The sequence below is a fragment of the Asanoa sp. NPDC050611 genome (assembly GCF_040654855.1).
Taxonomy (GTDB): Bacteria; Actinomycetota; Actinomycetes; order Mycobacteriales; family Micromonosporaceae; genus Asanoa.
The window spans coordinates 1-7,867 of record NZ_JBFAIU010000350.1 but is presented as its reverse complement, the minus strand read 5'-3'; the positions used below and the strand labels follow the sequence as shown (position 1 = coordinate 7,867).

At 72.3% G+C, this 7,867-nt stretch carries 8 protein-coding genes; 5 read left to right on the top strand and 3 right to left on the bottom strand.

Annotated features, from left to right (window positions below; translation table 11 throughout):
- Positions 1-33 precede the first annotated feature (33 nt).
- Positions 34-1,251: an endo-1,4-beta-xylanase gene (locus AB0H87_RS34540; protein ID WP_360155490.1), complete on the bottom strand. Its 1,218-nt coding sequence runs from the start codon at positions 1,249-1,251 to the stop codon at positions 34-36.
- A gap of 160 nt (positions 1,252-1,411) precedes the next feature.
- Positions 1,412-3,037, bottom strand: coding sequence for a glycoside hydrolase family 43 protein (locus AB0H87_RS34535; RefSeq protein WP_360155487.1), 1,626 nt, complete (start codon positions 3,035-3,037; stop codon positions 1,412-1,414).
- A 214-nt stretch (positions 3,038-3,251) separates the two neighbouring features.
- Here AB0H87_RS34535 and AB0H87_RS34530 point away from each other — a divergent pair, with 214 nt between their 5' ends.
- From AB0H87_RS34530 to AB0H87_RS34515, 4 genes are read left to right on the top strand one after another with little or no spacing between them, the layout of a single operon-like run.
- A complete protein-coding gene (locus AB0H87_RS34530; RefSeq protein WP_360155484.1) occupies positions 3,252-4,304 on the top strand; it encodes a LacI family DNA-binding transcriptional regulator in 1,053 nt (350 codons plus the stop codon).
- A gap of 30 nt (positions 4,305-4,334) precedes the next feature.
- Positions 4,335-5,168 (top strand): dioxygenase, encoded by an 834-nt coding sequence (locus AB0H87_RS34525; protein WP_360155481.1) that lies wholly within the window; start codon positions 4,335-4,337, stop codon positions 5,166-5,168.
- On the top strand, positions 5,168-5,815 hold the full coding sequence (locus tag AB0H87_RS34520; RefSeq protein ID WP_360155478.1) for a spermidine synthase: 648 nt from the start codon (positions 5,168-5,170) through the stop codon (positions 5,813-5,815). The genes AB0H87_RS34525 and AB0H87_RS34520 overlap by 1 nt, the downstream gene beginning before the upstream one ends.
- Positions 5,812-6,921: a winged helix DNA-binding domain-containing protein gene (locus tag AB0H87_RS34515; protein WP_360155475.1), complete on the top strand. Its 1,110-nt coding sequence runs from the start codon at positions 5,812-5,814 to the stop codon at positions 6,919-6,921. Before AB0H87_RS34520 ends, AB0H87_RS34515 begins: the two co-directional genes overlap by 4 nt.
- 1 nt (position 6,922) lies before the next feature.
- Here the strand turns inward: AB0H87_RS34515 and AB0H87_RS34510 are convergent, their stop codons facing one another.
- Positions 6,923-7,186 carry a helix-turn-helix domain-containing protein gene (locus AB0H87_RS34510; RefSeq protein ID WP_360155496.1) on the bottom strand — a complete coding sequence of 88 codons (264 nt, stop codon included), beginning with the start codon at positions 7,184-7,186 and terminating at the stop codon, positions 6,923-6,925.
- A 324-nt stretch (positions 7,187-7,510) separates the two neighbouring features.
- Between AB0H87_RS34510 and AB0H87_RS34505 the strand changes: the two genes are divergently transcribed.
- On the top strand, positions 7,511-7,867 hold a 357-nt coding region (locus AB0H87_RS34505; protein ID WP_360155493.1), incomplete at its 3' end, for an SIMPL domain-containing protein.

Below are 7,867 nucleotides of genomic sequence, written 5' to 3'. Positions count from 1 at the left end.
GGATCATCCAGCTCTGGCACGCCGGCAGCGGGTTCAAGGCCGTGGGCTACAGCCGGTTCGGCATCTACGGCTCGCCGGCACGCGCGGCAGCACGTAGGGCGGTCCACTGTAGATGAGGTCCGCCTTCATCTCGTTGTACGCCCGCTTGGGCTGGTAGTTCTCGTCCATGATGGTGGCCATGCCCTCCGGCGGGTCGCTGAACCAGCCGGGCACCCAGGAGTGCTTGTCGGTGAAGCCCCAGACGGTGAACGAGAGGCAGTGGCGGTCGGCGAGGCACGCCTGCAGCAGCACGCTGTAGTTGGCCGCCGACGCCTGCAGGCGGGGGTTGATCTCGTTGCTGTCGCCCGCCTGCACTCCCGGTGTCAGCTGGCTGCGGACGTCGACCTCGGTGAAGGCCGTCGCGAGGCCCAGCCCGGAGAACTTCTTCAGCGCCGCCGCCACCTGGAGGGTGTCGTAGTTGCCGTACTGCGTGCCGAGGTGGCCCTGGCTGCCGATGCCGTCGATCGGCACGCCGGCACGCAGGAGCCCCTTGGCCATGTCGTACACGAACTGCGTCTTGTCGTTGGCGGGGTCGCCCGAGCCGAACGCCTCGATGTTGTAGTCGTTGTAGAAGAGCAGGGCCTTGGGGTCGGCGGCGCGCGCCCAGCGGAACGCGTCGGCGACGTAGCCGTCACCGAGGTGCTGGGCCCAGAAGCCCTTGTAGTGCAGCGTGGGCGGGCTGTCCCACGGGTCGCTGACGGCCTCGTTGACCACGTCCCACTGCCAGATCCTGCCCTTGAAGTGCTTGACCACGGTGGTGATGTGGTTGCGCAGGATGTCCCGCAGCTCGTCCGTGCTGATCGTGCCGTTGTCGACACCGGTCGTGAGCCAGGACGGGAGCTGGTTCTGCCAGACCAGCACGTGGCCGCGGACCTTCTGGTTGTTGCGCTTCGCGAACGCGATCAGCTCGTCGGCCGGGCCGAAGTTGTAGGTGCCGCGGGTGGGTTCGAGCGTCTCCCACTTCATCACGTTCTCCGCGGTGACCGTGGAGAACTCCCGGGACACGATCTCCCGGTACTGCGGGTCGGCGGTGTCGGCGAGGGCGGCCATGTCGACCGCGGTGCCGATGTAAAGGTCGTGCCGCGCGCCCAGCTGGCGCAGCGTCTGCTGGGAGGGGTCGACCGGGTGGCTCGCGGTGGCGGGTGCCGCGCCCGCCACGCCGCCGGCCACGAGCACGACCGCGCCGACGGTGAGCCATCGTTTCAGCTGCATGTGCGCTCCTCTCGGAGTGATCGGTGGAGGTTCCGATCGCGAGCGACGCCGATAGTTGCGGATCGAGTTCCGTAACTTTGCCGAAACGTAACGGCCGAGATCGCCCCACGTCAATCCAAAAGAGTTCCGGAAATCGGACGTGGGGTGGGCCGGGCGTGGATCAGCCTTCCCGGTACGTGGCCTCGTCGAAGTCGGCGTGCACCCCGTCGGCGCCGAGGTCCTGCACCCAGAGCCCGAGGAACGCTCCTGTGAAGCCCCACGCGGCCGGCTCGCCGTCGACGACGTGCGCGGCGTGCTCGTCGGAGAGGATCGTGGCGTCCAGCGCGACCGGTAGCTCCTGCCAGCCGGCGCCGAGGTCGTAGCCGAACCGGACGGCCGGGCCGTCGAACCTCGCCCGCAGCCCGACGCGGGTGGCGCCGCCGGTGTCGACGGTCAGCCCGGGGTGCGCGGTGCGCCGGCCCCGGTCGCTGCTGAGCAGCTCCAGCACCACCCGACCGTCGTCGGACCGGGTCAGATAGAGGTAGTGCCAGTTGGTGGTGTTGTAGTAGGCGGTGACGCCGGCCAGGTGCCGGTGGTCGCGCGGGTCGAACTCGACCACGGTGGACAGCTCGCAGGAGGCCGCGCCCACCCGGCGGGCGACCAGGCTGGGGGCCTGGCGGCCGACCGGCGACTGGCCGCCGTGCACCCGCAGGTGCGACGGGCGGGTGGTCAGGTCGACCCAGTCCGGCGTGGCCGGCCTGCGCAGGGTGGACCACTCGGGCCCGAGCGCCGGACCGTCGAAGTGGTCCGTCGCGGGCTCGTCCGGCCACGGGTGGGCGGGCAGGCCCGGTGCGGGCACCTCCTCGGCCGGGATCCCGCCGTCGATGCGCGGCCAGCCGCCGGCCGGCCACTCGACGCGCTGGATCGCCGTCTCCCGGCCGAGCACGCAGTTGCCGAGCGGCGTCGCCGGGCGGGCCGTCAGGTGCGCGAGGTACCACTGGCCGTCGGCCGTGCGTACCAGGCTGCCGTGCCCGGCCTTCTGCAGCCGCAGCTCGGGCCGGCCGAAGGAGGTGAGCAGCGGGCCCGCGGGGTCCGGCTCGTAGGGCCCGAACAGCTCACGGGACCGGGCGACCGTGACCTGGTGCTCCCAGCTCGTGCCGCCCTCGGCGGTGACCAGCCAGTACCAGCCCTCGTGCCGGTAGACGTGCGGGCCCTCGGTCAGCCCCGCCGCGGTGCCGGTGAAGATGATCCGCGGCTCGCCGACCAGCTTGCGCTCCGTCAGGTCGTACCGCTGGATCTCGATGCCGCCGAACCGGTCGCGGCCCGGCCGCCAGTCGGCGCACAGGTTGAGCAACCAGGTGCTGCCGTCCTCGTCGTGGAACAGCGAGGCGTCGAAGCCACGGCCGTGCAGCAGCACCGCGTCGTCCCACGGCCCCTCGATCGCCGGCGCGCTGGTGTGGAAGTTGCGGGGGTCCCAGTAGCCGCTGGCGAAGCTGGCCACGTCGCTGTAGATCAGGTGGAAGCGGCCGTCGTGATAGGTCAGGTCGGGTGCCCACACGCCGTTGGAGTCGCCGGCGCCGCGCAGGTCGAGCAGGCGGCGGTCGGTGATGATCCCGCCGACGGCGCGCCAGTGGACCAGGTCACGGGAGTGGTGCACGCGGACCCCGGGGTACCACTCGAAGGTCGAGGTGGCCACGTAGTAGTCCGCACCGACCCGCAGCACCGACGGATCCGGGTTGAAGCCGCGCAGGACCGGGTTCTGGATCGACCGGGCGGCGGTGACGGCGGCTGCGGTCTCGGTCGACATGGGCAGCTCTCCTTCGGGTCCAGCTTCCGGGGACTTCCGGAAGCCGCTCGGCCGCAGGATGGGCGAGCGTCCCGAACACGGTAACGGCTCACATCGAGATTCGACAGTTCCTTGACCGGCCGTTGCGCGGGTCGTAACGTCGCCGCCATACCGGAAATCGACCTGGAAGTTTCGGCGGGTGTGAAGGACTGATCGACGGCCGTAGGCTCCACCCATGACGAAAGGGCGAACCGTGGCCTCTGATGGCACAGCCTCCGCGGACAAGAGGACGGTGACCATCGCGGCGATCGCGCGCCTCGCGGGCGTGTCGGTGCCCACCGTGTCCCGCGTGCTCAACGGCCGCGCCGACGTGTCGCCGCACACCCGCAAGCGCGTCGAGGACCTGCTCAGCCAGCACGGCTACCGGCGGCGCCCGCCCAGCATGCGGGCCAACTCCGGGCTGGTCGACCTGGTCTTCAACGACCTCGACAGCCCGTGGGCGGTCGAGATCATCCGGGGTGTGGAGGACGTCGCGCACGCCTCCGGCGTCGGCACCGTCGTGTCGGCCATCCACCGCCGCACGTCGTCGGCCAAGCAGTGGCTCGACAACATCCGCACGCGGTCCACCGAGGGCGTCATCTTCGTGACCTCCACCCTGGAGCCGCCGCTGCAGAGCGAGCTGCGCCGGCTCAACATCCCCGTGGTGATCGTCGACCCGGCCGGTGTGCCGCCGCAGGAGGCGCCCACGATCGGCGCGACCAACTGGGTCGGCAGCCTGCACGCGACCGAATACCTGATCGGTCTCGGTCACCGGCGGATCGGCTTCATCGGCGGACCACCGCACCTGATGTGCAGCCGGGCCCGGCTCGACGGCTACCGGGCCGCGCTCGAGTCGGCGGGCATCCCGATCGACGACGCGCTGATCCGGCCCGGCAACTTCTACCACGAGGCGGGCTTCGCCGGGGGCACGGAGCTGCTCGCCCTCGCGGAGCCGCCGACCGCGATCTTCGCCTCCAGCGACCAGATGGCGCTCGGCGTCTACGAGGCGGTGCGGCAGCGCACGCTGCGGGTGCCCGACGACGTCAGCGTGGTCGGCTTCGACGACCTGCCGGAGGTGCGCTGGTGCTCGCCGCCGCTGACCACCGTGCGGCAGCCGCTGGCGGAGATGGGGCTGCTGGCCGCGCGCACGGTGCTGCGGCTGGCCCGGGGCGAGCAGATCGAGAGCCCGCGGGTGGAGCTGGCCACCGAGTTGATCATCCGCGACAGCGCGGTGGCGCCGCGGGCTTGATCCACCCAGAGTGGCCAGTAGGCTCACGGGATGACGCGGAGCGATCCGGCGGCCGAGCTGACCCGGGAGGTGCTCGACCGCGTCGCGGCGACACCCGACCCGCGGCTGCGCGAGCTGCTCGCGGCCGCGGTGCGGCACCTGCACGCGTTCGCCCGCGAGGTCGGCCTGACTCCGGACGAGTGGCTGGCCGGCGTCCGGTTCCTGACCGCGGTCGGCCACATGAGCGACGAGCGGCGGCAGGAGTTCATCCTGCTCTCCGACACGCTCGGGATGTCGTCGCTGGTCGAGACCATCGCGCACCCCGCGGCCGGCGTGGCCACCGAGGCGACGGTGCTGGGCCCGTTCTACGTGCCGGACGCGCCGTGGCGGGCAGCCGGCGACTCGATCGCGATCCTCGACCCGGACGGGGTTCCGGCGCTGGTGCGCGGCCGCGTCCGCGGTCCCGGCGGCACGGGCCTTGCGGGTGCGGTGCTCGACGTGTGGCAGTGCGCGTCCAACGGCCTCTACGACGTGCAGGATCCGGCGCAACCGCGCGGCAACATGCGCGGCCGGTTCCGCGCCGACGACGCCGGTCGGTTCACGTTCCGGACGAGCCGGCCCGTCAGCTACACGATCCCGTCCGACGGGCCGGTCGGTGCGCTGCTGCGGGCCAGCGGGCGGCATCCGTGGCGGGCCGCGCACATCCACGTGATCGTCTCCGCCGACGGCCACCTGCCGGTGACCACCCACCTGTTCGACGCCGCGGACTCCTACCTGGACAGTGACGCGGTCTTCGGCGTACGCGACAGCCTGGTCAAGGAGTTCGTCACGCAACCCGACGGGAGCACCCTGGTGGAGCACGAGTTCGTCCTGCGGGTGGCGTGATGGAGGTCGTGGAGAAGGTCGTGACGGACCGCGGCGAGCTGGTGCTGCGCCGCGACGCCGGGCACTGCGAGCTGATCAGCAACGGTGTCTTCCTGATGGACACCCGCTCGGGCGCCTCGGAGCGCACGCTCGTCGACGCCGCGGTGTCCGCCGTCGCGCCCGGCGGAAGGCTGCTGATCGCGGGCCTCGGCGTCGGCTTCTCGCTCGCGTCCGCGGTGTCCTGCGCGACCTTGGCGGAGATCGTGGTCGTCGAGATCGAGCCGACGGTGGTCGCCTGGCACACCACGCACCTGGAGTCCTTCAGCGGGGGAGCCCTGCGCGACCCGCGTGTCCGCGTGGTGGTCGCCGACCTCGGGCAGTGGCTGGCCACGACCGAGGAGCAGTTCGACGCGATCTGCCTCGACGTCGACAACGGCCCGGACTGGACGGTCTTCGACACCAACGCCGCGTTGTACGCCGACGCCGGCACCGCGCTCCTCCGCGCCCACCTGCGGCCGGGTGGGGTGCTGGCAGTCTGGAGCGCGGCGGCGTCGGAGGACTACGCGGCCCGCCTGGCCAGCACGGTCGGCCCGGTCTCGACGGTGCTCACCGAGGTCGAGCACGGCGAGCCGGACGTCGTCTACCTGGCCCGGCTCGCCGGCTCGTGACGCTCACCGCGCGGCAGCTCAACCGCGCGACGCTCGACCGTCAGCTCCTGCTGCGCCGGGAGCCGTTGTCGGTGGCCGCCGCGGTGCGCCGGGTGCTGGCGTTGCAGGCGCAGGAACCGGCGTCGCCGTACCTGGCGCTGTGGAACCGGGTGGCCGGGCTCGCGGCCGCGGACGTCGACCGGGCCTTCGCCGACGGCACACTGGCCCGGGCGAGCCTGCTGCGGGTGACCCTGCACGCGGTGCACGGTGCCGACTGGGCGGCCCTGCACGCCGCGGTGACGCCGCTGCTGCGCGCGTCGCGGCTGGCCGACTACCGCTGGCTGGAGAGCGACCTGACCGACGCGGAGGCCCAGGCCGCGCTGGACCACCTGGCCGCCTACGCCTCGACGCCCCGCTCGGGCGACGACATCAAGGCGATGCTCGCCGGCCGGGTCGGCGACCCGGCCCAGATGTGGTGGGCGCTGCGCACCTTCGCGCCGCTGCACCACGTCCCCACCGGCGGCCCGTGGTCGTTCCGCCACCCGGCCTCGTTCGTCCACGCGGCGGGCGGGCTCGACCACGCCGAGTCGATGCGCGCGCTCGTCCGCCGCTACCTGTCCGCCTTCGGCCCGGCGTCCACATCGGACATCATGGCGTTCACGCGCCTGAACAGCGCGCGGGTCAAGGCGGCGGTGTCGGCGCTGGGCGACGAGCTGACCAGCCACGACGGCCTCCTCGACCTGGCCGGCGCGACGCTACCGCCTTTGGACACACCGGCGCCGCCCCGGCTGCTGCCGATGTGGGACAACGTCCTGCTGGCGTACGCGGACCGCACCCGCCTCATCCCGGCGGCCTACCGCGCGCACGTGGTCCGCCGCAACGGTGACGTCCTGCCGACGCTGCTCGTGGACGGTTACGTCGCGGGCGTCTGGCGCCCGGTGGAGGCCGGGATCGAAGCGTCCGCGTTCCACCGCCTGGACGACGGGACCTGGGCGGCCCTGTCCGCGGAGGCGGCGGCACTGGTCGCGTTCCTCGCGGACCGCGACCCCGCGGTCTACCGCCGCTACCGCCACTGGTGGGAGAAAGGCATACCCGCGGCCGAGTCCCGCGTGCTGCCGGCGGGCTGACTCACGGCCGGCAGCCGCGGGTGAGCCTTTCTCCGCCGTTGGCGACCTCCGGGGCGGAGAGCCAGAGCAGCAGCGGGCCGTCGAGCGCCGCGGTCAGTTGGATCGTCATCAGCAGCATCCGGATGTGCGTGCGGGACATGATGCCGGCGCGGGTGCCGAACCGCCGGAACACCGTGCCCTTCCCGAGGCCGGACCGCTCCGCGAGCGAGTCCATCGTGAGCCGGTCGGGGTCCTCGGCCAGCATCGCGCGGGCCGTATTGAGCAGATGCTGCCTGTTTCGGGCGGCATCCGCGCGCTCGACCGGTTTCCCCAGCCCGAACGATCGACGCCGCCCTCAACGAGAGCGGTTCCTACGACTCGGCCCGCCGGCGGATGGCGGACCTCGACTTCCAGACCCAGGCGCAGGAGATGAAGCTCATCTCGGGCCAGACCGACTACGCGCTCGGCAGCGTCGGGCAGCCAGTTCGCCGGCTACGCGTGGGGTGCGGCCAACGTCATCTTCGTCGTCGGCGGGCGTCCGCCAGCAGGTCGGCTTTCTGATCAGGGGCAGCCGGCGACGCCTGCTTCTGCTTTGATCGACGCCGTGCAGATGATCCAACGGCCGTGGGGCGTCACCGTGTACGGCGCGGCGAGCGTGAAGGCGCAACCGGACCTGGTCCGGGTGCGGTTCAGGGTGGTCCGGCTCGAGCAGACGCCGCCGGAGGCGTTCCAGGCGGCCAGCGCGGCGGTCCGGACGGTGCGGTCCGCGCTGCGGGCGCACGGCGTCGCCGACGCGGCGGTCGACGGGTCCCGGCTCGACCTCAAGACCGCCTGGAAATACCAGTCCAACACGCGGACGTTCGCCGGGTACGAGTGCTCGGCGGCGTTCGCGCTCGAGTCGACGAACCTCAACGACGTCGAGCCGCTGCTGGTCGACCTCGTGGCCGCTGGCGCCAACGAGGTCGAC